The organism is Bradyrhizobium sp. SZCCHNRI2009 (assembly GCF_032485115.1).
Classification (GTDB): domain Bacteria; phylum Pseudomonadota; class Alphaproteobacteria; order Rhizobiales; family Xanthobacteraceae; genus Bradyrhizobium.
Genome location: NZ_JAUEUH010000006.1, coordinates 319,225 through 345,383, shown reverse-complemented (window position 1 = coordinate 345,383; position 26,159 = coordinate 319,225). Strand labels below are relative to the sequence as shown.

Sequence of the window (26,159 nt, the reverse complement as noted above, 5' to 3'; positions counted from 1 at the left end):
CCTCTCCCTGTCCGCTATCCTCGTGCCCTACGCGGCCTGGCCCGTTGCGAGCTGCGACCGCGCATGCGCGAGAACGTCCTCCGTCACCTTGTCCAGCCCCGCCTGGCGCGCGCCGCGTTCCGCCGCGTCGCGCAGCCGCTTGGCCGCCGAGATCCGCACCAGCACCGGCTGTGTCTCGATGATCTGGTCGAGCGCGAGCTTGGCCCCGTCATCCCACGGCAATTCACGCTCGAGCCGCGCCGGCGTCGCTGCGATCTGATCGAGCTGGGTTGCGAGCGGCAGGATGTTGAACAGCGCATCGAACAGCGCGTTGCAGACCTCCTGCACCACGTAGGTCGCGCCGGCGTAACCCATGAACGGCGTGCCGGTGTGGCGGCGGATCACCGTGCCCGGGAACGAGGCCGGGATGTAGATCGACCGGTCGCCGGCTTCCGCCGCATACATGCGCTCGTTATAGCTGCCGAACAGCACCAGCGGCGGCCGCTCATGGACGAGCTTGCGGATGGCGTCGTTGTCGGTCTTGGCGCCGGCACAGCGCGAGATCGCGAAGCTGCAGGGCAGCCCGAGCTCGGTCTCCAGGAAATTCCGCAGGCCCCGCGCGTAGGTCTCGGACGCGACGATGCCGAAGCTCGCGGTGCCGAAGAAGTCCTGCGTCACCGAGCGCCACAGGTCCCACAGCGGCTTGATCGTCGTATGCTTCTCCCGGGTGATGAACGGCTCGGGATCGAGGCCGAGCATCTCGCCCAGGGAGCGCAGGAATTTCGTCGTCGAATGCAGCCCGATCGGCGCCTGCAGATAAGGCCGCTCCAAGGTCTCGCACAACAGCCGCCCGAACTCGCGATACATGCAGACGTTGACGTCGGCATCGACCAGCTTTCCGACATCGGCGAGATGGCTGCCGAGCGGAAACACCATGTTGATCTCGGCGCCGATGCCTTCCACCAGGCGACGGATCTCGGCGACATCCGACGGCGTGTTGAAGGTGCCGTAGATCGGGCCGATGATGTTGACGCGCGGCTTCTCGCCGTCCTTGCGAGGCCTGCGCTCCGGGATCTTGCGCAGGCCGTATTCGCTCCACAGCCAGCTCAACGCGCGGTTGGCGCTCTGCCACTGGTCCTCGTCGATCGTGCGCGGCAGGAAGCGCTTGATGTTGGAGCCTTCCGGCGTGACGCCGCCGCCGATCATCTCGGCGATCGAGCCGGTGACGACCACCGCCGGCAGATCCGGATCGAGCGCGGCGCGGGCGCGCTTCATCGCCTGCTCGGTGCCCTTCTGGCCGAGCTCGTCCTCGCCGAGACCCGTGACGACGATCGGCAACTCATGCGGCGGCAGGCCGTCGGTGTAGTGCAGCACCGAGGTCACCGGCAAATTCTCGCAGCCCACGGGGCCGTCGATGATGACCTGCAGGCCCTTGATCGCGGTGAAGGCGTAGACCGCCCCCCAATAGCCGCCGGCGCGATCGTGGTCGAGGATCAGCATCACACCATCTCCCCGGACGTGCGCTTCCTGGCCTGCGCCGCGACCGCCTTGCGGAACTTGTCGCGGAATTCGGGACGTTCGACCGGTGTGCCCTGCCACACGCCCGCATTGTCGCCCTCGCCGACACCTTCGAAGAAGTCGCGCATCTCGTCGAAGCGCGCCTTGCCTGCGATCGCCGCGTTGACGACCTGCGCCAGCGAGCCGGCTCCGGACACGCCGAACAGCGGCCGCGCCGAGATCAGATTGGTGAAGTAGAGCGACGGGATCGCGCGCGCCTTGGCCTTCTGCACGACCGGCGTGGTGCCGATGGCGAGATCCGGCGCGAACTCATCGACCGCCGCGAGATCCTGCTCCAGCGAGGCGCGGTACTGCACGCGCACACCGCGGCTCTCGAGCCAGGCGCAATCGGCCTCCGACCAGCGCGTGCGCGGACAGGCGGTGCCAACATAGCGCAGATCGGCGCCGCTCTCGGCCAGCAGACGCCCGACCAGCAGCTCCGATCCCTCATATCCCGACAGCGTGATGCGGCCGCGGATCGGCGTGGCCGCAAGCGCCGCGCGAATTGCCGGCAGCACCGCGGTCTTGGCCGCATCGATCTGCGCGCGCCCGACGCCGCAGGTCTTGCCGACAGCTTCCAGCCAATCCGCAGTGCCATCGCAGCCGACCGGCGCCGAGCCGATGATCGGACGGCCCGCCGTCTCGAACTCGCGGATCGAAGCCGTATAGAACGGGTGGATCGCCGCCACCGCCGCACAATCCAGCGCGCCATAGAGCTCGCGCCATTCGCGCGTCGGCACGGTGGGGCCTGCGGCGAGGCCAAGCGGCGCCAGCATCATGCCGATGCCGACGGGATCGGCGGGGAATATCTCTCCCAGCAGGGTGATGGTCGGCTTGTCGCCGCGTGGCGCCCGCGGCGCCTGCACCGGGCCCTGCTCCGCCTCGCGGCGCGCGTAGTTCAGCATCGCGCCGGCGAGCACATCCTTGGCCTCGGCATGGGTCGGCACACCAAAACCTGGAACGTCGATGCCGATGATGCGGACGCCGTTGATCTCCTTCGGCAGGATCTGCAGCGGCACGCCCGAGGCGGTGGGGACGCAGAGATTGATGATGACGACGCAGTCGTAGTTGGCGGGATCGGCCAGCTTGAAGACCGCCTCACGGATGTCCTCGAACAGTTTTCCGGTGACCAGCGTCTCCGAGTTGAACGGGACGTAGCCGACGCTGCGCCGCGCGCCGTAGAAGTGCGAGGTGAAGGTCAGGCCGTAGACGCAGCAGGCCGAGCCCGACAGCACGGTCGCGGTGCGCCGCATCCGCAGGCCGACGCGCAGCGAGCCGAACGCCGGACACATGCTCTGCGGCTGGTCGTGCGGTCCCGCCGGATAATCCGCGGCATAGCGCGCCAGCACCTCGCTCTTGCCGGCGGCATCCGCCGCCTTCTTGAGCTCGGCTTTGCCGGCATGACAGCCGAGCGCCTCGGGCTGCACCGGCAGGAGGCCTGCCTCTGCGCCGCTCTGCGCGCTCATTGCCTGATGGACCACAGGATCGCTCATTGCATTACATTCCGCTCGTCGGCCGATCCCATCACAAATTGTCGTAGATCACTTCGAGCGACGGCTTGGTCACCGCGGCGCTGCCACACATGTCTTCGAGCGTCGCCTGCTCCAGCACGACGCCGCGTCCCACATCCGAGCCCTTGAACAAACCGAGCAGGCCGTCATGCGTCAGGGGGTGCGGATGCTGCGGCGGCGCCTCGGCGACGTTCTTGGCGAGATGCTCGAACAGCGGCGCCCAGGGCGTTCCAGGCCGGCCGATGATCTGATAGCTCGCGCTCTTGCGGCGGATGTCGTCGTCCGCCGGGATCGAGGCCAGCACCGGAATGCCGGTCGCCTCGGCAAATGCGGCGGCCTCGCCGGTGCCGTCGTCCTTGTTGATGACGATGCCGGCGACGCCGACATTGCCGCCGAGCTTGCGGAAATACTCCACCGCCGAGCAGACATTGTTGGCGACGTAGAGCGATTGCAGATCGTTGGAGCCGACGATGATCACCTTCTGGCACATGTCGCGCGCGATCGGCAGGCCGAAGCCGCCGCAGACGACGTCGCCGAGGAAGTCCAGCAGCACGTAGTCGAAGCCCCAATCGTGGAAGCCGAGCTTCTCGATCAGCTCGAAGCCATGGATGATGCCGCGTCCGCCGCAGCCGCGGCCGACCTCGGGCCCGCCGAGCTCCATCGCGAACACGCCGTCGCGCTTGAAGCAGACGTCCCCGATCTTGACCTCCTCGCCGGCAAGCTTCTTCTTCGAGGAGGTCTCGAGGATGGTCGGGCAGGCCCTGCCGCCGAACAGCAGCGAGGTGGTGTCGCTCTTCGGATCGCAGCCGATGAGGAGCACCTTCTTGCCCTGCTGGGCCATCATGTAGGACAGGTTGGCGAGCGTGAAACTCTTGCCGATGCCGCCCTTGCCGTAGATCGCGATGATCTGCGTGGCCTTCTTCGGTGCAGCCGTCGACGGCGCATCCGGCTCGATCGCCGCTTCGGCGCGCAGGGCATCGGTCATCTCACTAATTTCGGCACTGATCTTGATCGGGGCGTTCATGCTGCAGCTCTCCAGTCCAAGACCATTTTGAGACATGACGGATCGTCGAACGCGGTCCGGTAGGCGCTCTCCGCGGACAGAGCGTCGGCATGGTGCGTGATCAGCCCATCCAGAGACAGCCTGCCGGTGTCGATGAGATTGCGCACCGCGAGCAGATCCTCGTGCTTCCATTCGGCGGCGACGCGGATCGCCGCCTCGCGCATGAAGGCCGGAGGGTAGGAGAAGGAGAGCGGCGCGCTGTAGAAGCCGGCGAGGATGATCTCGCCACGTGGCGCCAGGCGAGCAATGAGGCTGTCGAGCAGGCCGGCATCGCCGCTGGCATCGAAGATCAGGCGATAGTCGCGTCTGCTGTCCTCTGCGGGATCGATGACGCGATAGCCCGTCGCGCCAACGGCGCGCTCCGGATTGCTCTCCCACACCACGGGCGGATCGCCGCCCATCGCCACGATCAGCCGCGCCAGCAGACGGCCGAGCACGCCATGGCCAACCACGCATTCGGCCTGGCCGTCACCACCGATTGACAATGCATGATAGGCGGTGGCCGCCAGCGCCAGCAGCACGCCGCGCCGGCCCGTCGTCTCATCGATCGCAACAATGCGCTGCGCGGGAACGTTGAGGCGCGAGGCGGCGGCGCCAAACAGGCTCCTGACCTCGCCGAAGCAGCGCGCCGCGCCCGGCACGAACACGCGCTCGCCTTTGCGAAAACCGGAATGCGGGGCGGCGTGCGCGACGCGGCCCACCGCCTCGTAGCCCGGCACGAGCGGATAGCCCATGCCGGGAAACTGGGGCATGCGGCCCTCGTACAGCAGCCGTTCGGTACCGGTGCTGATCGCGCTCCATTCGATGTCGACGGTCAGGCAGTCCGGGACGTCTGCGAGCACCAGGTGCTGCAGCGACAATTGCCTCGGCCTCCCCAGTACGACGGCGATCGCGTCCATAGCCCAACTCCCCAGCGACGCCCGCTTAGTTACGGGTGTCAGGTTAGCCTGACTGAAAGAAGTGTCAATATTTATTTACAGTCCGGGTGTCAGCTTTTCGCGACAATCACGCTTGCGATCAGCGGAATTCGCGTACGAAGCACTCGCACCTGCGAAAAACCCGCCGCCTGGAGCAGGTCGCGCAAGCGGGCGGCGCTGCGCGGCCGCCCCTGTCCCATCGCGCGGAGATAGATCTCGAAATAGGCGCTGACGCCGTCGGCCCCGCCGGCCGCCTCGCGCATCGGCTCGCCCAGCAGCAGCACGCCATCGTCAGGCAAGGCGGCGCGCACCTTCGCGAGCAACCGCGCCACGGCGTCGTCGTCGTGATCGTGCACGACACGAATCAGCGAGATCACGTCCGCGCCGGTCGGGAGCGCATCATCGTAGAAGCTGCCGGCCGTGATCGTGACGCGATCGGCGAGCCCGGCCCTGGCGAGACGCTCCTGCGCGATCGCGGCGACCCCGGGCAGATCGAACAGCTCGAGCTGCAGTTGCGGCGCAGCCCGCGCGGCGGCGGCGAGGAAGCTGCCGTCACCACCGCCGACATCGAGCAGGCAACGGTGGCCGCTCAGGGGATAGGCTGCGAGGACGATGTCCGCGATCATCGGCTGCGACGCCGCCATCAGCGCCGTGTAGGGCGCGACGCTGTCGGGTGTCAGCGCATCGCCGGTCTTGTCCAGCGCATACGGCCAGTACTGCGCGAGCCGGCGCTGGCGGTCATGTCCGCGCAGCAGCGCCACGGGATCGGTGAGATCGGCATACAGCGCGGCGTGATGTCGAACCATGGCGGCGATCCCGGGATTGCCGACCAGCGCCGCGCCGAGCGGCCCGAGCCCGTAGCGCGCCGCACCGCGGCGCTCGAGCAGCTGAAGCGCGGACGCCGCCTCGCACAGGCTGAGCATCGCGTCGGGGGCCATCGCCGCGCGCGACGCCAGTGTCGCGACATCGCGGGGGCCGGAACGCAAGCCTTCGAACAGATCGAGCTGCACGCAGGCCGCCAAGGTCTGCGAATAGACGAAGCCGGCGCAGAGATCGAACAGCTGCGCGGCACGCTTGCGCGCGATCGGCCGCGTCAACGGAAACGCCGCCGCCCAGCGTTGGAATGCCGCACTCGCCAGCAGCCCGTCCCGCCAGCCGCGCCAGCGATCGCCGAAGCTGACCGGCGCCGGCGTGTTGTGGCGGATGGCCCCAGGCATGGCGCTACGGCTCCAACCACGAAGGTTGCGCTGGCTGACGCAGTTGATTGGTCCGAATGGCTCGACACACGCAGGTGCCCACCCTCCCCTGGAGGGGGAGGGTCGCCGCGCGCGAAGCGCGCGGCGGGGTGGGGTGGGCTCGGAAATTGGTGCTTATGAGTCCCGATGCCCTTCGCTGCGCCTGCCTAAGCCTGCGGGGTATCACCGGCACTGCGCGCGCGGATGGGCTGTCACCCCACCCCGCCGCGCGCTTCGCGCGCTTCGACCCTCCCCCTCCAGGGGAGGGTGAGCAACGCTCGTGTGGTGAGACCGTCGCCATCCCATGCGGCCGAACAATCACGCCGCCGACGCCGCCAGGCGGCGCGGCACGAGGCGCTTGGCTTCCTGCTCCATCAGCAAACGCAGCTCGTGCGCGTGGGCGCAGGGCGGCATGGTGCGGATACCGTCGGCGACGAGGTCGTGCAGATAGCTGACGGCGCCGGTGAGCCCATAGATCAGCACGGCGTTGGGCCGACCATGCGCGGCGTCCTGGCCGACGGGCTTGCCCGCCTCCTCTTCATCACTGGCGGCATCGCGAATGTCGTCGGCGACCTGATAGGCCTCGCCAATGGTCTCGCCGAGCGTGCGCCACGCTTCCGGATTCTCATGCCCTGCCGCAGCGGCACCCGACACGGTGGCCGCCGCAAACAGCGCGCCAGTCTTGGAGCGGTGATAGCGCGACAGATCGATCTGCGGCTCGCATTCCCAGGCTTGCCCAGCCGAGATGCCATGCGGCACGCCGACGGCATCGCCGATGGTCGCGATCAGCTGCGCCAGCCGCAGCGGCGAGCAGCGCGACTTGGCCAGCGTCTGGAACGCGAGCACGATCAGCGCGTCGCCCGCGAGCACCGCGAGCGGCTCGCCGAACGCGGCATGCACCGAGGGCCGCCCGCGTCGCAGCGCCGCGTTGTCGAAGCACGGCAGATCGTCATGCACCAGCGAGGCGCAGTGCAACAGCTCGATCGCCGACCCGGCGGCGTCGGTCGCCGCGGGCTCGTCGTCGCCACAGGCTGCGGCCACGGCATGACAGAGCCGGGGCCGGACCCGCGCGCCCTTGGGGAACACTGCGGCCTGCATCGCCGCCGACAGCCGTGGCGGACATCCGGGCCGGTCGGCCAAAGCGACCGCTGCGACGAGGGATTTCTCGATCCGGGCCACCACGTCCATGTCCGCCTCCCCTATCGCGAGGTCCACCCGGCCCTCGCTTATGTAAATTACAGCTTACACCCATAATGTAAATCATGCTAGACATTTCCCGTGTCAGGTCCTGCGGACGGGAGGTGCGAGGAAATGGCCGATCACCGCCTGATCGTGGTTGGCGCCGGCATCGCCGGGCTGGCCGCTGCGCTCACGCTCGCCGCGCGCGGCGCCGAGGCGACGGTGCTGGAGCGCGCGCCCGCGCCCGGCGGCAAGATGCGCCAGATCGCGATCGGACCTGTCAGCATCGACTCCGGTCCCACCGTGTTCACGATGCGCTGGGTGTTCGACGAGCTATTTGCCGAGATCGGCACCGCACTCGACGATCATCTCACCCTGACGCCGCTCGACGTTCTCGCTCGTCACGCCTGGACCGATCGCCGCACGCTCGATCTGTTCGCCGACGAGGAGCAATCGGCCGACGCCATCGGTCATTTCGCCGGACGCAGCGAGGCCGAGGGCTATCGCGCCTTCTGCCGCGATGCCCGCCGCATCTTCGAGGTCCTGCGCGATCCGTTCATCCGCACGCCGGCGCCGAGCATGACGCATCTCCTGCGCACCGCCGGCTTTCGCGACCTCACCGCGATCCGCCCATTCCAGACGCTGTGGAAGGCGCTCGGCGGCTATTTCCGCGATGCCCGCCTGCAGCAATTGTTCGGCCGCTACGCGACCTATTGCGGCTCGTCGCCGTTCCATGCGCCGGCGACGCTGATGCTGGTCGCCCATGTCGAGCAGTCCGGCGTCTGGCTGATCGACGGCGGCATGCACGAGCTCGCCGCGTGCCTCGCGGCGCTGGCGCGGCGCCGCGGCGTCACCATCCGCTATGACGCCGAGGTCGCGGGCATCGCGACGAACGCCGGCCGCGCTGCGGGCGTGCGGCTCGCCAATGGCGAGCAGATCGCCGCCGACGCCGTCATCGCCACCGCCGATGTCGCGGCATTGGCGCAGGGCCTGTTCGGACCCGAGGCGGCGCGAGCCCTCCCCGCCATCCCGGAATCGGCGCGCTCGCTCTCGGCGATGACCTGGAGCTGCATGGCGCGCGCCGACGGCTTTCCGCTGTTGCGTCACAACGTGTTCTTCTCGCGCGACTCCCGCGCCGAGTTCGAGCAGTTGATCGACCGTCGCACGATGCCGCAGGAGCCGACCGTCTATGTCTGCGCGCAGGCGCGCGACGACCAGCCGCGCAAGGCTGCGACGAGCGAGCCGCTGTTCGTGCTGATCAACGCCCCCGCCACCGGCGACCATCACAGCTTTGCTCCCCCGGAGATCAGCCAATGTGCCCGCCAGACCTTCGACCTGTTGCAGCGCTGCGGCCTCAGCATCGCGACGACGCCGGAATTGACCCGCGTGACGACGCCGACGGACTTCAACCGGATGTTTCCGGGCACGGGGGGCGCGCTGTACGGCCGCAGCTCGCACGGCTGGATGGCATCGTTCCAGCGGCCGGGCGCGCCGACGAAGCTGCCGGGGCTCTACGTGGCGGGGGGCAGCGCACATCCGGGACCGGGCGTGCCGATGGCGGCGCTGTCGGGCCGGATGGCCGCTGCACGGGCGATCGCGGACCTCGCTTCGACCGCCTTGTCCCGGAACACGGCTATGCGTGGTGGTATGTCGACGCGCTGAGCGATGACGGCCGCTTCGGCATTACGCTCATTGCCTTCGTCGGCAGCGTGTTCTCGCCGTACTACGCGTGGTCGCGGCGGCGGGGAGCGGCTGATCCCGAAAATCACTGTGCGCTCAACGTTGCGCTCTATGGCGCGCGCGCGCGGCGCTGGGCCATGACCGAGCGCGGACGCGGCGCGATCACGCGTGAGCCTGCGAGCCTCAGGCTCGGTCCGAGCAGCCTCGCCTGGAACGGCCGCGAACTCACTATCGAGATCAGCGAGGTCAGCGTGCCCTGGCCGCTGCCACTGCGCGGTCGCGTCCGCGTCGTGCCGACGGCGCTGACCGAGATCGCGTTCACGCTCGATGCCGAGGGACGCCATCGCTGGCAGCCGATCGCGCCATGCTGCCGCGTGTCGGTCGATTTCGATCATCCGGATCTGCGCTGGCGCGGCGACGGCTATTTCGACACCAACCATGGCGACGCGCCGCTGGAGCGCGACTTCCAGAGCTGGCAATGGTCGCGCGCGGCGACGCGCACCGGCACCGTGATCTCGTATGACACGGTCGCACGCGACGGCGCCAATACGTCGCTCGCGCTGCACGTCGACCCCGCGGGCCGTCTGGAATCGATCACGCCGCTCACGGAGGCGCCTTTGCGCAAGACGCTGTGGCGCGTCGACCGCAGCGCCCGCGCCGACGCCGGCGCACCGGTGCGCGTCGTGAACACGCTGGAGGACGCCCCGTTCTACGCGCGCTCCCATCTCGCCGCCCGTCTGCACGGCGAGGATGTCGAGGTGATGCATGAGAGCCTGTCGCTCGACCGCTTCCAGATGCCGATCGTCCAGGCCATGCTGCCGTTCCGGATGCCGCGGTGGTGAGGATGGGACAGGGGCGACGTTGGCTGCAGTCGCTGGCGAGCGCAGCGGACCTGCAATGGTCGCGGAACGACGGCGGAATGCGGCGAGACAGATTCCGATAATAATAAATCTCTTGCTATTTATCTGAAATCATGATTGTCTACGCGCATCCCGCCTCACCGCAGAGGGGCGTAGCGCGCGATCGTCACGACACGCGAGGTGGGGATGCGATGGCCGCGAGAGATCGCAGCATTCTCTTCGACGAGGGTGCCGACGAACGATGTCTTGCGGACGTGAAGTCGCAGCGTCCTGATACCCCGACGCTGGTATCAAGCCGCGATGGCGCTCATGTGCCGCGTGGTGATGGTGGCCAACAAGCCCGGCGCACCAGGGAGACTGCGTATAAGCGTGAAGACCGTCGCGCAGGGAATGCCGGTTGAATCGGCTTTGCCTGTGGTACCTGCCGCCTGCATTTTTTCTGCAGGCGGGCCATGGGTGAGGCCTTCACCCGGCATTCCCTGCGCCCTCTGCACTGTTTGCGAGGGACAAGATCATCGCAGACTCGGGCAACCTCTGCCGCGAGAACGCGAAGCCATGTCGATCGCTGTTTGAGACGTGAATCCGCCTCCCCCACCCTACCGCTTCTCCGCCTCGCGCTCCCTGGCCTCGCGCTCGGCGCGCTGGCGGTCGAGGCGGCGGCCTTGCCATTCGAGCACGAGCCAGCCGAGCACACACATGGTGACGACGACGAATTCGAGCAGGCCGCCCATCTCGCTCATGGCGCGTCACTCATCGCGTCTCACCTGGTGTCCAGCTCATGACTTCGCGTGTCATGACATCGCAGCCGAGCCACACTGGTCGCGCCAACGCGGTCGTACCGTCGTCCGCGAGTCGTCTCATACGTGATGGCGACGACCTCGCCTCGCTACGACATCCGCCCCGAGCGCAGCAACTGATCGCGTCGCTCCAGGCGCTCGAACAGATCGAGCACCCACAGCGCGCGATCGTGAACAGTCCGGCGCGGCGGCGCGATCGCGTGCGGGCGCTGCGCATCCGCCGCGACGACCGCCTCGATCAAAATGCGCGCCTCCGGCCGCGGCGGCGCCAGCGACGGCTGCTCCTGCAGCAGCGACATCACCGCCGCCTTGCCGAGAAGCTGCAGCTTGCGCGGCATCGAGACGAATGCGCGCCGCGACAGCGAATCGAATTCGGCACGTGCGACCTCGCGGCCGATCTCGGCATAGATCAGCCGCGCCGCATGGATGCCGGGCCGGCAGGTCCACGGCAGATCGGCGATGCCCGCAGAAGCGCGCGCATAGAACACGTCGGCGACCGCGAGCAGTCGCGCCGTGACCCGCCCGATGCGGTCGTCGAAGAACGGCGCGGCACGCCAGGTCTCGATATCGAGACCCGCCTCGCGCAGCCATTGCCGCGGCAGATAGAGCCGGCCGGCGCGCGCGTCCTCGCCGACGTCGCGGGCAATGTTGGTGAGCTGCATGGCGATGCCGAGGTCGCAGGCGCGTCCGATCGTCTCGGCCTCACGCCGGTTCATCAGCAGCGACATCATCACACCGACCGTGCCGGCGACGCGCACGGCATAGGCGAGCACGTCGCTCAGGGTCTCATAGCGGCGGCCCTGCGCATCCCAGGCGAGACCTTCGAGCAGCGCCTCCGGCAGCGTGCGCGGAATCGTGAACTGCGCCACGACACCGGCCAGCGCGCGATCGACGGGACTGTCGTCCGGCGTGCCATGATAGATCCGGTCGAGCCGTTCGTGCAGCAGCTCGACGGCGTCGACGCGGCGGCCGGGCCCGTCGATCGCATCATCGGCCTCGCGGCAGAACGCGTAGAGCGCGACGGCGGCATCGCCAACCGCGCGAGGCAACACTTTCGAGGCGGCAAAGAACGTCTTCGATCCGCCCCGCAACATCCGCCGACAGATCGCAATGTCCGTTTGCCAGCTCATCGTCGCTCCAGCTCATGCGGCGCGGGCACGAGATCATCGAGCACACGCGCCGAGGACAACACGCCCGGCAGGCCGGCGCCGGGATGGGTGCCCGCGCCGACCAGATAGAGCCGCTCGACCTCTTCGCTCTTGTTGTGCGGCCGGAACCAGGCGCTCTGCATCAGCACCGGCTCGAGCCCGAACGCCGCGCCGCGATAGGACGACAGGCGATGCTCGAAATCATCCGGCGTCAGCAGCCGCGACGTAACGAGCTGGCCGGCAAGGTCCGGCAGCAGCGTGTCGCTCAGCGCGGTCTCGATCCGCTGGCGGAACGGCTCGGCCGTCGCCGACCAGTCGATGCCGCTCTGCTGATGCGGTACCGGCGACAGAACGTAGAAAGCATCGCAGCCATCGGGCGCCAGCGACGGATCGGTCGCGGTGGGGCGATGCAGATAGAGGCTGAAATCATCCGCCAGCACCTTGCGGCGGAAGATGTCGTCGAGCAGGCCGCGATAGCGCGGGCCGAGCAGGATGGTGTGATGCTGAACGTCATCATAGCGGCGCTTCGTGCCGAAATACCAGACGAACAGGCTCATCGAGTAGCGCGCACGGTCGATGCGCGCATCGGTCCAGCGCCGGCGCGGCACGCTCGGCAGCAGATGCTTGTAGGTCCAGGCCGCGCAGCCGTTGGAGACGACGACATCGGCGGCGATCGTCTCACCGGATGCGAGCCGCACGCCGGTCGCAACGCCGTTCTTCGTGGTGATCTCGGCCACGGGCGCCGAGCAGCGCACCTGGCCGCCGTGCCCCTCGATCAGGCTGACGAGGCCGTTGACCAGCACGCCGGTGCCGCCCATCGCAAAGTGCACGCCCCAGCGACGCTCGAGATAGGCGATCAGGCAGTAGATCGACGTGGTCGTAAACGGGTTGCCGCCGATCAGCAGCGGATGGAAGCTCAAGATCACGCGCAGCCGCTCGTCGCGCACATGCTGGGAGACCAGCCCATACACCGAGCGAAAGCTCTGCAGCTTGATCATCGCCGGCGCGATCTTTGCCATGTCCATGAACGACAGGAACGGCACGTCGCCAAGCTCCTCAAAACCCTTTCTGAAGATCGCCTCGCTCGCCTTCATGAAGCGCTCGTAGCCATCGACGTCGCCGGGTGCCAGGCGCGCCACCTCGGCACGCATCTCGGCCGGGTCGCCCGAGCAGTCGAACACGGTGCCGTCGTCGAAGCGGATGCGATAGAATGGGGAGATAGGCTTGAGCGTGACGTCGTCGGACATCTTCCGACCGCACAGCTGCCACAGCTCCTCGAACAGGAACGGCGCGGTGACGATGGTCGGGCCGGCATCGAAGGTGAAGCCGTCCTGGCGATGCACATAGGCGCGGCCGCCGGGCGCATCGAGTTGCTCGTAGACCGTGACGCGATAACCGCGCGCACCGAGCCGGACCGCTGCGGCGAGGCCGCCGAAGCCGGAGCCGATCACGACCGCATGCGGCCGGTCTCCGAGCACAGCCGGGACAGCGGCCTTGATGGTGGAGACGTCGAGCATGGGCGAAAGCGTAAATTGAAATTGACGCTTTCGCCAGCCAAAAATGTCAATTTAACTGGACGCTTCCTGCTGCGCTGCAAGGACGCCCGCGCGCTCGGCGGCGTTGACGATCAGGCCCGCGATCCTGGCCGGCTGCTCCTCATGGGCCAAATGACCAAGGCCATCAATGAGTTCGAGCTGCGCCTGGGGCACCAATCGCTGGACGCGACGCGCGACGTCTGGCGGGATGGCGCGGTCATTCGCGGCCGCGACCAGAAGCAGCGCGGTCTTCAACCGCGGCAGCTCGCGCCCAAGCGGATGCAGGTCCCAGTTCGCCATCATCTCGAGCGCGGCGCCGACATGGCCGGGGCTGCCGACCAGCCGCCGATACAGCCGCTCGCCTGTCGCGTCGATCGTCGAGCCCGTGCCCTTCAGCAGCCGATGCACCGCCGCCGGATCGCGGCCCCGCCAGGCGAACAGCCGCGGCACCAGCGGATTGAGCGCCATCATCTTGGCGAGCGGCGACAGGAACTGCGCGGCCGCGCCGCCGAACGGCAGATAGGCGCCATTGAGGCTGACGATCAGCTTCGGCCTGATGAGATTGTCGAGCGTCATGCGCGTCAGGATCGCCGCGCCCGCGGAATGGCCGATCGCGATTTCAGGCGCGATCGCAAGCTTCTCGCAGAGGCCAGCGAGATCGCGCGACATGCCGTCGAGCGACAGCCGCCGCCCATGCGGCGTGGAGGTGAAGCCGTGGCCGGAGAGATCCGGCGCGACGACGGTGAAGTGCCTGGCGAGCAGCGGCGCGAGATCGCGCCAGGAATGGGTCGCGGCTCCCGTGCCATGGGCGAGCAGCGCAACGGGCCCCTCGCCCATGATCTGAACATGCCAGCGCAGGCCCGCGGCCTCGACGAAGCGGCTGGCTGCGCGGTTGGGCCAGTCGCTGCCGTCGACGCTCCAGTTCGGCTTGTCGCTCATGCCGGCCCACGCGGTTGGACGCCGCCGGCATCGTCAACGATCGGCCGCGCGCGTCAGGAAATCATCGTAGCTGGCGACGACTTTATCAAGCTGTTCGAAATGCGGCATCGCGCCGGTCTGCATCACCTCGATCTGCCAGTTGGGCAGAGCCTCGACGGCGTGCTTGCCGTGATAGTCGACGAAATCGCCGCGCACGCCATGCACCATCCAGACCGGCATCGCCAGTGCCTGGTAGAGCTTCAGGGCATTGGTGCTGAACAGATAGCCGGAGACGAAGGAATACGGCGCGTTCTCGGCGCCGGGCTGATGGGTCGTGATGTAGTCATACTCCAGCAGGCCCTCGTCGATGTCCTTGCGGCCGAAGGTCTTCTGCAGGAAAAAACGAATGCTGGCGCGCGAGGTCAGCAGGGTGAAGAAGCCGTGCTTCCACAGCGGGACGTTGAGGATGTTGCGGACCCACGGCATGGCGCGGGTCGTGTCCTTGGTGCCCGCCGACTCGGCCGCGGCCTCGGCGCGGCGATCGAAGCCGGTCGGGCTGAGCAGCGCCAAGGTGCGAAACAGGTTCGGCGCCTCGGTGCCGGCGCGCGCGGCGAACTCGCAGCCGAGCGACAACGCGATGGCGTCGATCGCGACGTCGCCATGACGGCGGCGAATTTCGTTCGTGGCGAGCAGAATCGCATCGGTCATGATGCGCGGCGTATAGATGCGGTCGGCGCGGTCCGACAGGCCGAAGCCCGGCAGGTCGAGCGCATAGACCGGACGCGTCTGGCGGTAGTGCTCGAACAGCGGCTTCATCTCGTAGGCCGTCGCCGCGGCGTTGACGCTGTGAATCAAGAGCAGCGGCCGCTGCTCCGCCGGGGCGGCGGGGCCGTCGCCATAGCAGGTGATGCGGCCCGTACGCAGATCGGCGAGTTCGAAGCTTGGCGCTGCAAGCGGCGGCGGCATCGTCACAGCGCGCGTGTCAGCCGCATGATCACTCTGTGTAGTCGAGGCGACCTGCATGGCGTGCTCCTGTGTGACGATATCGGGCGACGGCAGGCAAGCGCTGCCATACGAGTGGGTGAGCATAGCGATGACCGATCCTCTTGTCAGTCGCCGTTGGGAACGCAGCTTGACGCCGGGGGTTCCACCGCAATCAGCCGCGGCCGGCTTGCGCCATAACGGCCTGCGACAACCGTACGGCATCGGCATGAGGCAGCGCGACGTAACGCGCCTGCATCGCACCGGCGAGCTGCGCGGCCTTGTCCTGCGGGCGCGGCGAGGAATCGACCAGCACGACCGGAATGCCGGTCAGCGCGAGCTGCCGTGCGGCCACCAGCGCCTCCGCCTCGGCCTCGCTGCGGCCGCCGCCATCGCGCGCGACATTCGCCCGGCCGTCGGTCATCAAAACGATCGTCGGCGTCTGGCCCTTGGCCTTCACGGCGAGCGCGAGCTCGGTTGCGGCGAAGATCGCTGCCGACAGCGGCGTGCCGCCGCCGCCGGGCAGCGCCGCGAGGCTGCGCTTGGCGCGCGTCAGCGAGCGCGTCGGCGGCAGCAGCAGCTCGGCGCCCCTGCCGCGGAACGCGATCAGCGCGACCTCGTCGCGGCGAATGTAGCATTCGGCCAGCAGCAGCTCGACGGCGCCCTTCACTTCCGCAAGCCGCTGCAAGGCCGAGGAGCCGGAAGCATCGACGACGAAGATGGTCGTGGTGCCCGAGCGCTGCTTGAAGCGGGTGATCCGAATGTCGTCCTTGTGCACGATCAGCCGGCCGCTCTTGCCGGAATGTTGCGTCCGCCGCCGCAGCGGCTGCCACGGCGCTGCCGCGCGCAAGGTCTCGAGCACGTTGAGCCGCGCGCCGGCGCGCCATTCGCCGCGACGCGCGCCGATCGGACGGCCGCGCTTCGGCACCTTCTGAGCAGCGCCCTGCTTGCTGACGCTGCTGCTGCGGACGCGGGTCGCGCGTTCCTCCTGCAGCCGCTTCAGCAGGTCGGCTGGGACGGCCGCCTGCGCCGCTTCGACCACGCGATCCTCGAGCGGACCGTCCTCGCTGCGGTCGTCGTCCTCACTCTCGGCCGACTCATTCTCGGGCTCCGGCGCCTCGCTGTTCTCAGTCTCGTCATCTGCTGCGGGCAGCCGGGTGGCGCGCGGCGCCAGCACCAGCCGCGCGGCGCAGGCGATGTGCGCTTCGGCGACTTCGACCTCGCCATCAAGGGCCGCTGCGATGCGCGCGACGCGACAGGCGAGCAGCGGCGCGCGCAGCGAGTCGATGCCGAGCGCGCCGGCCGTCATCGTCAGCGCCGCGACCGCCTCGTCCGACGAACGGACCCGCGGCAGCAGCGCACGCGCTGCTGCGATGTCGGACGATTTGAACAGGCTCTCGCCGAGATCGACGCGCGCAACTTTGCTGAGATCGAGATGGCAGGCCAGGCGGTCGGCCAAGGCAGGCGACACGCGCTCATCACCGATGCCCTCGTCGAGCGCAATCAGTCCGAGCCGAGCCGGTGCGCGCAGCGACATGCCATCGCGCTCGATGCTGATAGCCCCGGTGTCGACGGCAACACAGAGATGTGCGACCGTCGACCGCGACATGCGCTCGGCCATCACGGCGATCAGCCCGCCGCCATCGGCATCGGCGAGCAGCCCACGTTGCAGCACCGGCCGCCCCGCCTGCAACGTCGCGGCGAGATCGAGGCCGCCAAGCAGGCGATCGTCCGAGATCGACGGCGGCAGCTTGCGCAAGGGTGTCGACGGCGGCATCAGCTCGTGCAACAGCTCCAGCCACTGCTCGCGCACCGGACCTGCGCCCGCACGCAGCAGCACCGACGCGGACGGGTCGATCGCGGCCAGAGCGGCCGCGATCATCGCATCGGCCCAGATCGCGGCGCCATCGCTCACGGCGCGAACAGCTCGTCGAGCGCGCGCTCGACCCGCACCGACGAGCCGGAATCATCGAGCGGATTGCGCCTGAGACGGTGCCGCAACGCCATCGGCGCGACCGTCTTCAGATGGCGGTCATCGACCGCCTTTGCGCCCTCCAGCGCCGCTACCGCGCGCGCCGCCCGCATCAAGGTGAGTTCGCCACGCAGGCCATCGGTGCCGAGCGCCATGCAGAGGCGTGCGGCCTGCTCGAGCTCACGATCGGCGACCTTGACCGCTCCGATGTGCTCACGGCCCGCGAGGATACGCTTGCGCTGCTTCGCCTCCTCCTTCTCCCAATGTGCAACGAAGGCGGTGGGATCGGTCTCGAAGGCATCGCGCCGCTTGACCACCTCGATGCGCGTCGGCAGATCATTGGGCGTCTTGACCTCGACCGATAGGCCAAAGCGATCGAGCAATTGCGGCCGCAACTCGCCCTCCTCCGGATTGCCGGTGCCGACCAGCACGATGCGGGCGGGATGGCGGATGCTGAGACCGTCGCGCTCGACCACGTTCTCGCCTGACGCGGCGACGTCGAGCAGGAGATCGACGAGATGATCCTCCAGCAGATTGACCTCGTCTATATAGAGAAAGCCGCGATTGGCGCGAGCAAGCAGCCCCGGCTCGAATGATTTCTCGCCATGAGCCAGCGCACGCTCGAGATCGAGCGCGCCGACGACGCGGTCCTCGGTGGCGCCGAGCGGCAGGTCGATGACCGGAACCGGCACCTGGTGCGCCTTCAACGCCGCCGGCTTCTTTGTCTTGCCGCTCGGCTTGGAGCGCGCGCGACACGCGGCGCATTGCGCGGCGACGTCGGCCGGATCGCATTGATAGGGACAGCCGATCACGGCGCTCATCGGCGGCAAGAGCGCGGCGAGCGCCCGCACCGCGGTGGATTTTCCGGCGCCGCGATCGCCAAAGGCCAGCACGCCACCGACCTTGGGATCGACAGCAGCGATCATCAGCGCCAGCTTCATCTCGTCCTGGCCGACGATGGCCGAGAACGGAAAGGCGATTCCCATGAGCGTCCCCTGCGCCGCGACGCGTTCCCGCCGCGTTGCCAGCATGAGACCACAATCAGGGGCCGCTCTTCAACCCATCAGCGCTTAACGGACGAGGCTCGGCAGATCGAGACCATTGGCCTCGGCGCAGGCGATGGCGTCCTCATAGCCGGCATCGGCGTGGCGCATCACGCCGGTCGCCGGGTCGTTCCACAGCACGCGTTCCAGCCGCCGCGCAGCGTCCGCCGTGCCGTCGGCGACGATCACCATGCCGGCATGCTGCGAATAGCCGATGCCGACGCCGCCGCCATGATGCAACGACACCCATGTGGCGCCGCTCGCACAATTGAGCAGTGCGTTGAGCAGCGGCCAGTCCGACACTGCGTCCGAGCCATCCTTCATCGCCTCGGTCTCGCGGTTCGGGCTCGCCACCGAGCCGGAATCGAGATGGTCACGGCCGATCACGATCGGCGCCTTCACTTCGCCGCGGGCGACCATCTCGTTGAAGGCAAGCCCAAGGCGATGGCGATCGCCGAGGCCGACCCAGCAGATCCGCGCCGGCAGGCCCTGGAACTTGATGCGCTGCCTCGCCATGTCGAGCCAGTTGTGCAGGTGCTTGTTGTCGGGCAGCAGCTCCTTCACCTTGGCGTCAGTCTTGTAGATATCCTCGGGATCGCCGGACAGCGCCGCCCAGCGGAACGGGCCGACGCCGCGGCAGAACAACGGGCGAATATAGGCCGGCACGAAACCCGGGAAGTCGAAGGCATTGGCGAGGCCCATGTCCTTCGCCATCTGGCGGATGTTGTTGCCGTAGTCGAGCGTCGGGATGCCCATGGCGTGGAAATCGAGCATGGCCTGGACGTGGCCGACCATCGACGTCTTCGACGCCTGCTCGACCGCCTTCGGCTCCGAAGCACGCTTGGCTTCCCACTCTGCGAGAGTCCAGCCCTTCGGCAGATAGCCGTTGATCGGATCATGCGCGCTGGTCTGGTCGGTGACGATATCCGGCCGCACGCCACGACGCACGAGCTCGGGGAATATCTCGGCGGCATTGCCGAGCAGGCCGACCGACACCGCCTTCTTGGTCGTCGCGGCGTCGGCCATCAGCGCCAGCGCCTCGTCGAGCGTCGTGGCCTGGCGATCGAGATAGCCGGTGCGCAGCCGCATCTCGATGCGGCTCGGCTGGCATTCAACGGCGAGCATCGAGGCGCCGGCCATGGTCGCCGCAAGCGGCTGCGCGCCGCCCATGCCGCCGAGGCCCGCGGTCAGAATCCACTTGCCGGAGAGATCACCGTTGTAGTGACGGCGGCCGACTTCGACGAATGTCTCGTAGGTGCCCTGCACGATGCCCTGGCTGCCGATATAGATCCAGGAGCCGGCCGTCATCTGGCCGTACATCATCAGGCCCATTCTATCGAGCGCATTGAAGTGATCGAGCGTCGCCCAATGCGGCACGATGTTGGAGTTGGCGATCAGGACGCGCGGCGCATCCGGATGAGTGCGGAAGATGCCGACCGGCTTGCCCGACTGCACGAGCAGCGTCTGGTCCGCCTCGAGCTTGCGCAACGATGCGACGATGCGATCAAAGCTGTCCCAGTCGCGCGCGGCGCGGCCGATGCCGCCATAGACGATCAGTTCGCTCGGCTTCTCCGCCACATCAGGATCGAGATTGTTCATCAGCATGCGCAAGGGCGCTTCGGTGAGCCAGCTCTTGGCGCTGATGTCGCTGCCACGGGGAGCGCGGATCACCCGTTCGTTGTCCAGGCGTCGGTTCATGGGTCCCTCTCATCCAAGCTTGGGAAACGGATCGCGTCCGAGTGCATGCGTTGCAACCGTGGCCAGCACACCGCCACCGACGAGCGCGGCCGCCTTGGCGAGATCGTCGGCCATGTAGCGGTCGTGCCCCAGCGCCGGCACATGCGCGCGAAGCGCAGCAATGACAGCAGACAGCGCCGCGCTGGTGCCGTGCGGCGCTCGCAGCTCGATGCCTTGGGCGGCGACGAGCAGCTCGATGCCGATGATAGCAGCGAGATTGTCGGCCATGTCGTACAGCCGGCGCGCCGCATGTGCAGCCATCGAGACGTGGTCTTCCTGGTTGGCGCTGGTCGGCGTCGAGTCGATCGAGCACGGCAGCGCGCGCTGCTTGTTCTCGGCGAACAGCGCCGCGGCCGTCACCTCGGCGATCATGAAGCCGGAGTTCAGGCCCGGCTCCGGCGTCAGGAACGGCGGCAGGCCGAAGTTCAGCGCGGGATCGACCAGCGTCGCGATGCGCCGCTCGCTGATCGCGCCGAGCTCGGACAATGCCAGCGCGATCTGGTCGGCGGCAAACGCCACCGGCTCGGCGTGAAAATTGCCACCGGAGATGATCTCGCCGGTGTCGGCCAGCACCAGCGGATTGTCGGTGACGGCATTGGCCTCGGTGACGAGCGTGCGCGCGGCCTGTGTCAGCAGATCGAGCGCAGCGCCGGCGACCTGCGGCTGGCAGCGCAGGCAATACGGATCCTGCACGCGCTCGTCGCCTTCGAGATGCGACAGCCGTATGGCGCTGCCGTCGAGCAGTTCGGTGAGCACGCGGCCGGCTGCGATCTGGCCGGGATGACCGCGCAGCGCCTGAATTTCGGGCCGGAACGGCGCCGTCGAAGCCATCGCCGCATCGACCGACAGTGCGCCCGTCACCAGGGCAGCGTTGAGCAGATCATGCGCGCGGAACAGGCCGGCGAGCGCATAGGCCGTCGAGAACTGCGTGCCGTTGATCAGCGCCAGCCCTTCCTTCGGCCCGAGCGTAACCGGCGTGAGGCCGGCGCGCGCCAGCGCCTCGCGGCCCGGCACGAGCCGGCCGCCGACGAAGGCCTGGCCTTCGCCGATCATGACGGCGGTCATATGCGCGAGCGGCGCGAGATCGCCCGAGGCGCCGACCGAGCCCTGCTGCGGCACGAACGGCAACACACCTTGCGCCAGCATCGCCTGCAACTGTTCGATGATCTCACAGCGCACGCCGGAGGCGCCGCGACCGAGCGAGATGATCTTCAACGCCATCATCAGCCGCACCACCGGCTCAGGCGTCGCGGGGCCGACGCCGCAGCAATGCGAGAGAATGAGATTGCGCTGGAGCTGGGCCGTCTGGTCAGGCGGGATGCGCTTCGAGGCCAGCTTTCCGAAGCCGGTGTTGATGCCATAGACCGGCTCGGCGCCCTGCGCCGCCTTCGCCACAATCCCTGCTGCCGCTTCGAAACGCGGCCAATACGCCGGATCCAGCGTGAGCAACGCGCCTGCGTAGACGCGCACGAGATCATCGAGGCTGACGTGGCCGGGCTCTGCGACGATCGTGCTCATTGGCCCCTCCACACGCGCCGGTGCAGCGGGTTGAAGCCCATGCGGTAGACCAACTCCGCGGGACGGCCGATGTCCCAGATCGCAAGATCGCACCACTTGCCGGCCTCCAGCGTGCCGGTCTCGGCCAGCAAGCCCAAGGCCCGGGCGCCTTCGCGCGTGACGCCGGCGATGCATTCATCGACCTTCATCCGGAACAAGGTCGCCGCCATGTTCATGGTCAGCAGCAACGAGGTCAGCGGCGACGAGCCCGGATTGCAGTCGGTCGCCAGCGCGAGCTTTACGCCGTGCTTGCGAAACAGCTCGACCGGCGGCTTCTGCGTCTCGCGGATGAAGTAGAACGCGCCAGGCAGGAGCACCGCCACCGTGCCGCTCCGCGCCATCGCAACAGCACCCGCTTCGTCGGTATGCTCGAGATGATCGGCGGACAGCGCGCCGAACTCGGCCGCGAGCGCGGCGCCGCCGAGGTTCGACAACTGATCGGCATGCAGCTTGACCCGCAGGCCGAGCGCCTTGGCCGCCGCGAACACGCGCGATGTCTGCGCAGCGGAGAAAGCGATATTTTCCATGAACGCGTCGACCGCATCGGCGAGGCCTGACCTGGCAACCGCCGGCAGCATCTCGTTGCAGACGAGGTCGATGTAGCGGTCCTTGTCGCCACCGGCTTCGACCGGCAACGCATGCGCGCCGAGAAAGCTGGTGCGCACGCTGACCGGCCGCTGGCTGCCGAGCGCGCGGGCTGCGGACAATTGTCGCAGCTCTGTCGCGGCCTCCAGGCCATAGCCGGATTTGATCTCGATCGTCGTGACGCCTTCGGCGAGTAGCGCATCGAGCCGCGGCAGCGCGCGGGCGATCAATTCCTGTTCGCTGGCGGCGCGCGTCGCCGCGACGGTGGACACGATGCCACCGCCGGCACGCGCGATCTCCTCATAGCTCGCGCCGGCGAGCCGCAGCTCGAACTCGTGCGCACGGTCGCCTCCAAAGACAAGATGGGTGTGGCAGTCGACGAGACCCGGCGTGATCCAGCGTCCCTCGCAATCGATGCGCTCGGGCGCATCTCCATCTGCCGGAAACTCCGATTGCGGACCGGCAAAGGCGATGCGGCCATCGCGCGCAGCGATCACGCCCTGCTCGATCACGCCGAGGCCCGGCTGCCCCTCGCACAAGGTCGCGAGCCGCGCATTCTGCCAGATCCGGTCGAAACGCTGGGCCATGCTGCCTCCCCCTTCACGAAAGCTTGACGGGCGATATGTCTATACATAAACTTAGCTCCGCCGTCCTGTCCAGCGGGCTTATCGATCATGGCGTCACTGCACTTCGCATCCGCGCTTCTGCCCAGGGGGTGGGCCGAGGACGTGCAGGTCGTCATCAGCAATGGCGCAATCGAGTCGGTATCCGCCGGCGTGCCTCCGACCTCCGACGACGAGCAACATGAGGTCGCGATCCCCGGCATCGCCAGCCTGCACAGCCACGCGTTCCAGCGCGGCATGGCCGGGCTTGCCGAGATCAGCGGCCACTCGACGGATACGTTCTGGACCTGGCGCGAGACGATGTACCGTTTCGCCCTGTCGATGCGCCCCGAGGATGTCGAGGCGGTCGCGGTCCTGCTCTATGTCGAGATGCTGGAGCGCGGCTTCACGCGGGTCGGTGAATTCCATTATCTGCACCACGATCGCGACGGTACGCCTTACGCCGATGTCTCCGAGATGGCGGGGCGCATCGCCGCGGCGGCCCAGACATCCGGCATCGGCCTGACCCTGCTACCGAGCTTCTACGCGCATGGCGGCTTTGGCGGCGCGGCGCCGCATGACGGCCAGCGGCGCTTCATCTGCGATATCGATCAGTTCGCCAAACTGCTGACGGCCTCCCGCAAGGCGATCAGCTCGCTTCATGGCGCCAATCTCGGCATCGCGCCACACAGCCTGCGGGCGGTCGCGCCGGATGAACTGGCCGCGCTGCTGCCGCTCGCCGAGGGTGGCCCGATCCACATTCACGCCGCCGAACAGGTGAAGGAGGTCGAGGACTGCCTCGCCTGGTCCGGCCAGCGCCCGGTGCAATGGCTGCTCGATCACCACGACGTCGATGACCGCTGGTGCCTGATCCACGCGACGCATATGACGGCGGACGAAACCGCGGCGCTTGCGAGGAGCGGCGCGACGGCCGGCCTTTGTCCGGTCACCGAAGCCAGCCTCGGCGACGGCATCTTCCCGGCGCGCGACTATCTGCGCGCGCGTGGGCGCATCGGCGTCGGGACCGACTCGAACGTGCTGGTCGGCGTGAGCGACGAGTTGCGCCAGCTCGAATACGGCCAGCGGCTGACGCATCGTGAGCGCAACGTGCTGACGTCAGGTCCGGATGCGTCGACAGGCCGCACGCTCTTGGATGCCGCTCTTGCTGGCGGCGCACAGGCGCTGGCGCAACCGCTCGCCGGCCTGCAGGTCGGCGGCCGCGCCGACATCCTCACGCTCGATCTGTCGCATCCGTCGCTCGCAGGGCGAACGCGCGATGCGCTGCTCGACGGCTGGATCTTCGCGACGTCGCACGGCGCCATCGATTGTGTCTGGGCCGGCGGCGCCAAGGTCGTGCAGGGAGGCCATCATCGGTCGCGCGAGGCGGCAAGGCGCGGCTTTAACACGGCGGTGCGGAGGCTGCTCGCATGAGCCTCGCCGATGACAGCGCCAAGCCGGGAGCCGGCACGCTCTACAAGACGATCCGGCAGGACATCGAGCGCCGCATCCTCACCGGCGAATGGCCGCCCGGCCACCGCATCCCGTTCGAGCACGAGATCATGGAGCATTACGGCTGCTCACGCATGACCGTGAACAAGGCACTATCGGAGCTCGCCCAGGCCGACCTGATCGAGCGGCGTCGCCGTGCCGGAACGTTCGTGCGGCGTCCGCAGTTCCTGTCGGCGGTGCTGAAGATCCCGGACATCCGCGCCGAGATCAGCGCGCTCGGCCGCGCCTATGGCTATGAACTGATCTCATCGACGCGCCGCACCGCCAACGCCGCCGATCGTGAGCGCCTCGGCGTCAAGACACCGTGCAAGGTCATCGCGATCCGCTGCCGGCACAGCGCCGACAACGTCCCGTTCGCGATCGAGGACCGGCTGATCGATCTCGACGCCGTACCCGATGCCGCGAAGGCCAATTTCAAGATCGATCCACCGGGCTCCTGGCTGCTGCATCACGTGCCCTGGACCGAGGCGGAGCACGCGATCAGCGCCATCGTCGCCGACGACGCAATCGCCGAAGGCCTCGACATCGCGGTCGGCGCACCCTGCCTCGTGATCGAGCGCCACACCTGGCGCAAGGGGCAGCCGCTCACGGCTGTCAGGCTGATCTATCCCGGCGAGCAGCATCGCCTCGTGGCGCGGTTCAGGGGCAGCGAATGAGACAGCTCACCCGCGCCCGAACTGAGCATGGGATTTGCAAGCACGCTTGCAGAGATGAGCGGAGATCGCAGCCATCACGGCTGCGAGCCGCACGAAGGGCTTTCTTCTCACAGCAAAGGACGATGACGATGCGCAGATTTGGGCTACTCGCAGTAACTGCCGCGCTCCTGGCCTCGACGACCGCCTATGCCGACGACGTCAAGGTCGGTATCGGCATTTCCGGCTGGACCGGTTTTGCGCCGCTGACCTTGGCGAAGGAAGCCGGCATCTTCAAGAAGAACGGCCTCGACGTCACCATCAAGAAGATCCCGCAGAAGGATCGCCACCTCGCCATCGCCGCTGGAGACGTGCAGTGCGCGGCGACCACGGTCGAGACCTGGATCTCCTGGAACGCCAACGGCGTCGCCACCAAGCAGATCTTCCAGCTCGACAAGAGCTACGGCGCCGACGGCATGGCCGTGCGCAACGACATCGCCTCCATCAAGGACCTCAAGGGCAAGACCGTCGCAGCATCCGCGCCCGGCACCTCGCCCTATTTCGGGCTGGCCTGGATGCTCAAGAAGAACGGCCTCACGGTGAAGGACGTCACCATCGTGAACCTGGAGCCGGCCGCCGCTGCGCAGGCCTTCGTCTCCGGCCAGAACGATGCGGCGATGACCTACGAGCCGTATCTGTCGACCGTCCGAGCTGCCCCTGACAAGGGCAAGATCATCGCCACCACCCTGGATTATCCGATGGTGATGGACACCTTCGGCTGCACACCGAAGTTCCTGTCCGAGAATCCGAAGGCCGCCAAGGCGCTCGCCGACAGCTATTTCGAGGCGTTGGACATGATCGCCAAGGACCAGGCCAAGGCCTATGAGATCATGGGTGCCGACGTGAAGCAGACGGCTGAGCAGTTCGGCAACTCCGCGAAGTATCTGCGCTGGCAGGACAAGGCCGCGAGCCAGAAGTTCTTTGAAACGGAGTTCAAGACCTTCAACAAGGACGCGGCCGAGCTCCTGCTCGAGGTCGGCATCATCAAGCAGATCCCGAAGATCGAGGATCTGTATGATGCGAGCTTCATCAAGTAGGCGCTGAAGCGTGCCCCGCACGATCCGTCATTGCGAGCGAAGCGAAGCAATCCAGGGCCCAGCGT

Annotated in this window: 21 protein-coding genes; 5 read left to right on the top strand and 16 right to left on the bottom strand. The window is 67.8% G+C overall.

Annotated features, from left to right (window positions below; all coding sequences use genetic code 11):
- Positions 1-27 precede the first annotated feature (27 nt).
- The 6 genes from bchZ to QX041_RS22845 all read right to left on the bottom strand — a co-directional run bounded on the left by bchZ (position 28) and on the right by QX041_RS22845 (position 7,450).
- A complete protein-coding gene (gene bchZ / locus QX041_RS22870; protein WP_316166567.1) occupies positions 28-1,479 on the bottom strand; it encodes a chlorophyllide a reductase subunit Z in 1,452 nt (483 codons plus the stop codon).
- Positions 1,479-3,029 carry a chlorophyllide a reductase subunit Y gene (gene bchY / locus QX041_RS22865; protein WP_316166566.1) on the bottom strand — a complete coding sequence of 517 codons (1,551 nt, stop codon included), beginning with the start codon at positions 3,027-3,029 and terminating at the stop codon, positions 1,479-1,481. The genes bchZ and bchY overlap by 1 nt, the downstream gene beginning before the upstream one ends.
- 31 nt (positions 3,030-3,060) lie before the next feature.
- The gene (locus QX041_RS22860) at positions 3,061-4,071 is read right to left on the bottom strand and encodes a chlorophyllide a reductase iron protein subunit X (RefSeq protein WP_315714301.1); all 1,011 of its coding nucleotides are present in this window, start codon (positions 4,069-4,071) and stop codon (positions 3,061-3,063) included.
- The gene (gene bchC, locus QX041_RS22855) at positions 4,068-5,009 is read right to left on the bottom strand and encodes a chlorophyll synthesis pathway protein BchC (RefSeq protein WP_315714300.1); all 942 of its coding nucleotides are present in this window, start codon (positions 5,007-5,009) and stop codon (positions 4,068-4,070) included. Before bchC ends, QX041_RS22860 begins: the two co-directional genes overlap by 4 nt.
- Before the next feature lie 89 nt (positions 5,010-5,098).
- Entirely contained in the window at positions 5,099-6,244 is a 1,146-nt protein-coding gene (locus tag QX041_RS22850; protein ID WP_315714299.1) for a methyltransferase, read from the bottom strand.
- Positions 6,245-6,580: 336 nt separating this feature from the next.
- Positions 6,581-7,450: a polyprenyl synthetase family protein gene (locus QX041_RS22845; protein ID WP_315714298.1), complete on the bottom strand. Its 870-nt coding sequence runs from the start codon at positions 7,448-7,450 to the stop codon at positions 6,581-6,583.
- A gap of 123 nt (positions 7,451-7,573) precedes the next feature.
- Here QX041_RS22845 and crtD point away from each other — a divergent pair, with 123 nt between their 5' ends.
- Together crtD and QX041_RS22835 are read left to right on the top strand one after the other, a co-directional pair.
- Entirely contained in the window at positions 7,574-9,103 is a 1,530-nt protein-coding gene (crtD, locus tag QX041_RS22840) for a 1-hydroxycarotenoid 3,4-desaturase CrtD (protein WP_315714297.1), read from the top strand.
- Between the two features lie 155 nt (positions 9,104-9,258).
- On the top strand, positions 9,259-9,963 hold the full coding sequence (locus tag QX041_RS22835) for a hydratase (RefSeq protein ID WP_315714296.1): 705 nt from the start codon (positions 9,259-9,261) through the stop codon (positions 9,961-9,963).
- A gap of 614 nt (positions 9,964-10,577) precedes the next feature.
- On the opposite strand, the gene QX041_RS22830 is transcribed toward QX041_RS22835, so the two are convergent.
- The 10 genes from QX041_RS22830 to hutI form a co-directional block, all read right to left on the bottom strand.
- Positions 10,578-10,721 (bottom strand): hypothetical protein, encoded by a 144-nt coding sequence (locus tag QX041_RS22830; RefSeq protein ID WP_315714295.1) that lies wholly within the window; start codon positions 10,719-10,721, stop codon positions 10,578-10,580.
- Positions 10,722-10,867: 146 nt separating this feature from the next.
- Entirely contained in the window at positions 10,868-11,908 is a 1,041-nt protein-coding gene (locus tag QX041_RS22825; RefSeq protein WP_315714294.1) for a phytoene/squalene synthase family protein, read from the bottom strand.
- The gene (locus QX041_RS22820) at positions 11,905-13,443 is read right to left on the bottom strand and encodes a phytoene desaturase (protein ID WP_316166565.1); all 1,539 of its coding nucleotides are present in this window, start codon (positions 13,441-13,443) and stop codon (positions 11,905-11,907) included. The genes QX041_RS22825 and QX041_RS22820 overlap by 4 nt, the downstream gene beginning before the upstream one ends.
- A 51-nt stretch (positions 13,444-13,494) precedes the next feature.
- The gene (gene bchO, locus QX041_RS22815; protein ID WP_315768650.1) at positions 13,495-14,400 is read right to left on the bottom strand and encodes an alpha/beta fold hydrolase BchO; all 906 of its coding nucleotides are present in this window, start codon (positions 14,398-14,400) and stop codon (positions 13,495-13,497) included.
- Positions 14,401-14,433: 33 nt separating this feature from the next.
- Positions 14,434-15,402, bottom strand: a complete 969-nt coding sequence (locus QX041_RS22810; protein WP_315714291.1) for an alpha/beta hydrolase — start codon at positions 15,400-15,402, stop codon at positions 14,434-14,436.
- Between the two features lie 133 nt (positions 15,403-15,535).
- Positions 15,536-17,275, bottom strand: a complete 1,740-nt coding sequence (locus QX041_RS22805; protein ID WP_315714290.1) for a magnesium chelatase subunit D — start codon at positions 17,273-17,275, stop codon at positions 15,536-15,538.
- Entirely contained in the window at positions 17,272-18,318 is a 1,047-nt protein-coding gene (gene bchI / locus QX041_RS22800; RefSeq protein ID WP_315714289.1) for a magnesium chelatase ATPase subunit I, read from the bottom strand. The genes QX041_RS22805 and bchI overlap by 4 nt, the downstream gene beginning before the upstream one ends.
- Before the next feature lie 84 nt (positions 18,319-18,402).
- Entirely contained in the window at positions 18,403-20,073 is a 1,671-nt protein-coding gene (gene hutU / locus QX041_RS22795) for a urocanate hydratase (protein ID WP_316166564.1), read from the bottom strand.
- 9 nt (positions 20,074-20,082) lie between these two features.
- Complete coding sequence (gene hutH, locus QX041_RS22790; protein ID WP_316166563.1) at positions 20,083-21,630, bottom strand: histidine ammonia-lyase; 1,548 nt, start codon at positions 21,628-21,630, stop codon at positions 20,083-20,085.
- Entirely contained in the window at positions 21,627-22,841 is a 1,215-nt protein-coding gene (gene hutI, locus QX041_RS22785; protein ID WP_315714286.1) for an imidazolonepropionase, read from the bottom strand. Before hutI ends, hutH begins: the two co-directional genes overlap by 4 nt.
- 87 nt (positions 22,842-22,928) lie before the next feature.
- Between hutI and QX041_RS22780 the strand changes: the two genes are divergently transcribed.
- From QX041_RS22780 to QX041_RS22770, 3 genes are all read left to right on the top strand, one after another.
- On the top strand, positions 22,929-24,287 hold the full coding sequence (locus tag QX041_RS22780) for a formimidoylglutamate deiminase (protein WP_315714285.1): 1,359 nt from the start codon (positions 22,929-22,931) through the stop codon (positions 24,285-24,287).
- Entirely contained in the window at positions 24,284-25,021 is a 738-nt protein-coding gene (hutC, locus tag QX041_RS22775; protein ID WP_315714284.1) for a histidine utilization repressor, read from the top strand. Before QX041_RS22780 ends, hutC begins: the two co-directional genes overlap by 4 nt.
- A gap of 128 nt (positions 25,022-25,149) precedes the next feature.
- A complete protein-coding gene (locus QX041_RS22770) occupies positions 25,150-26,094 on the top strand; it encodes an ABC transporter substrate-binding protein (RefSeq protein ID WP_315714283.1) in 945 nt (314 codons plus the stop codon).
- Positions 26,095-26,159 lie beyond the last annotated feature (65 nt).